Annotated in this window: 1 protein-coding gene, 2 tRNA genes and 2 rRNA genes; all 5 read left to right on the top strand. The window is 35.0% G+C overall.

Annotated features, from left to right (window positions below; translation table 11 throughout):
• Nucleotides 1-97: ribosomal RNA gene (locus DL897_RS17955) — 16S ribosomal RNA — on the top strand; the annotation flags it as partial.
• A gap of 87 nt (nucleotides 98-184) precedes the next feature.
• A tRNA-Ile gene (locus DL897_RS17950) sits at nucleotides 185-261 on the top strand.
• A gap of 24 nt (nucleotides 262-285) precedes the next feature.
• Nucleotides 286-361, top strand: a tRNA-Ala gene (locus DL897_RS17945).
• A gap of 497 nt (nucleotides 362-858) precedes the next feature.
• Nucleotides 859-1,806 carry a MerR family transcriptional regulator gene (locus DL897_RS17940; RefSeq protein ID WP_113660473.1) on the top strand — a complete coding sequence of 316 codons (948 nt, stop codon included), beginning with the start codon at nucleotides 859-861 and terminating at the stop codon, nucleotides 1,804-1,806.
• A gap of 267 nt (nucleotides 1,807-2,073) precedes the next feature.
• A 23S ribosomal RNA gene (locus DL897_RS17935) occupies nucleotides 2,074-2,179 on the top strand; the annotation flags it as partial.

Below are 2,179 nucleotides of genomic sequence, written 5' to 3'. Positions count from 1 at the left end.
AACCTCACGGACCCAGCCGCCGAAGGTGGGGCAGATGATTGGGGTGAAGTCGTAACAAGGTATCCCTACCGGAAGGTGGGGATGGATCACCTCCTTTCTACGGAGTATCTTTATCGATACAAATTTTTGAATCGAAACCTCTCGGGTCATGTCTCACCTTTAGTTTTCAGGGAATGCTAATTACGGGCCTATAGCTCAGTTGGTTAGAGCGCACGCCTGATAAGCGTGAGGTCGGCTGTTCGAGTCAGCCTAGGCCCACCATTTTCCTATCTAGTTTTAAATCTTGGGGCTATAGCTCAGCTGGGAGAGCGCCTGCCTTGCAAGCAGGAGGTCAGCGGTTCGATCCCGCTTAGCTCCACCAATAAATAAGAAAAGGACTTCGCTTAAGCGAAGTCCTTTTCTTATTTATTGATTTGATTATGGATTTTTTATTATAAAAACCAAAGAATTGTGGAATGTCCATGAGGATTATGACCAGACTATATATAAAACATCAGCAAAAAGCTTATCAGTAAGCAATACAATATATCATAATCCGTTGTTGTTTTAATAGAGGGAAAAGAATAAATGACATAAATATTTAAATAAATATTCTGTTTTTAATTTCTGTTTGTAGCTATACTATAAAAAGATTGTTAAATCAGAAAGAAAACTACGCAATCATGCTTTCAAAATCTTATGTTATTGTACTAACAATCAAGATAATAAGGGGTGTATTATTTAAGTAATACTATAAGGATTTATTGATATTACCAATATATGTTTAATCCATTGATTCATTCTTATGCTATATTACAAGCTAACATGATAATGATAAAAGTTTTTATTATCCAAAATTGGGGATAAAGGGGAAATAGGATGTATACAACACAACAGATTGCCAAATTATTAGAAGTAAATAGTATTACTGAAAAGAAATCGGAGTTATTACGATGGATTAATGAGGAAAAAATTCATTGTACTCCTACAGAAGATGGGACCTTTAGAATTTCAAATAAAGAAGTACAACGACTATTTTATGTAAAATGGAAGCCTATTATCTTCCAGCAAGTTAAACAATATGAAACAACGATACAAGCAATGCTCTCACAACTTGGAGATCCTTATACAGGAGCTTTAGGGAAGTTAGAAGCGCTACATGGATTAGTTCGTTGGGGATTTGCGACACTAGCAGGTTATCGCTATCGTTTGGATCATGATATATTAGCTGCAAAACAACTTTTCTATTTCTCTTTACAAATCCTCGAGACATATGATCGATTTGCTAAGATTGTATTAGAAGAGTTACCTTATGCTTCATATTTTCCAGTCTCATTTAAACAAAAAGTATTATGGGCTATGTTTAGTCAGAGATTTGATATAGCTTTTGAATCAGCATCTCATTATCAGCCTAACGACTTAGATGAGAAAAGTCATGAAGGGTTAATGATAAAATATTTACTTTTAAAGCAAGATAATCTTGCTTTAGATCATATAGAGAAATGGAAGGAAAAAGATCCGGAATATGACTTTGGCTTAATCTATGCACTTTTAGAAAATAATCAGCAGAAAATTAATAGAGAATTACATATAAAAGCAGATTTCCTATATAGACATTATTCGCAAGAAATGATTACACTTCCTTATGAATTATTGTGTGAAGATATATTGTTATATGGATGGATTGCACAAGGACGAGGTATTCCCGTTGTTTTTCAACATCCGCTTATGTCAGGAGAATGTTTTAAGAAGCATCATATGATCTATCCAGAGATGAATTTCTTGCCAGAAGAGCTAAAAAGGCTAATTTATAATAGGGCTGTTTAAGATTAATATAAATATATAATTACTATATTTTTTTAAATCGAAATGATCCTCTAAGTCTTTTTGCTTGGGGATCATTTCGATTTTTTGCTAGAAAAGTTTTTTATAAAAAATACTTGACTATAGTTTTAGTATATGATAGATTTATAACTGTCGCCGCGAGATGCGGTGAAACAAATAGAAACGCACCTTGAAAATTAGATAAGGAAATGATAGTCAAGGGAAAAACATTCACCGAGAGTGAGTACCTTAAAATATTAGGCTTAGGTAGGTTAAGCTAGTAAGGGCACACGGAGGATGCCTTGGCGCCAGGAGCCGATGAAGGACGGGACGAACACCGATATGCTTCGGGGAGCTGTAAGTGAGCTTTGATCCG

Origin of the sequence: Thermoflavimicrobium daqui, assembly GCF_003313465.1 — a bacterium.
In the GTDB taxonomy this organism is placed as follows: Bacteria; Bacillota; Bacilli; order Thermoactinomycetales; family Thermoactinomycetaceae; genus Thermoflavimicrobium; species Thermoflavimicrobium daqui.
The sequence above is the reverse complement of the archived record's forward strand: the minus strand, read 5'-3'. Positions and strand labels throughout refer to the sequence as shown.